General features: G+C 41.0%; 1 protein-coding gene. It reads left to right on the top strand.

All coding sequences use genetic code 11. The features are described from left to right. A partial coding sequence (locus E1171_RS23045) for a hypothetical protein (RefSeq protein ID WP_222931258.1) occupies positions 1 to 293 on the top strand: 293 nt, incomplete at both ends.

Below are 293 nucleotides of genomic sequence, written 5' to 3'. Positions count from 1 at the left end.
ATAACTTCTATTGCAGGAGAGACCCAGGGTAAGTTACAATTAACCAGTAGCTCCGGAACAACTTGGAATGTATCTTCTAATATACCTTCTGTGCATAATTTGGGATTTGCTATTTGGTCAAATGAGTCTTCCATCGTACCCTTTGCTATTCGGCATGACAATAAAATAGGTATAAATACGACTTCTCCAACGGAAGCCCTGGATGTTATAGGCAATATAAAAGCTACCGGTAGCGGAGATATTGAAGGGGATATAAGCGTCGGTGGAAATGCTGATTTCAAGGGAACCGTTAG

This window comes from Xanthovirga aplysinae, assembly GCF_009711365.1.
Lineage (GTDB): Bacteria > Bacteroidota > Bacteroidia > Cytophagales > Cyclobacteriaceae > Xanthovirga > Xanthovirga aplysinae.
The sequence above is the reverse complement of the archived record's forward strand: the minus strand, read 5'-3'. Positions and strand labels throughout refer to the sequence as shown.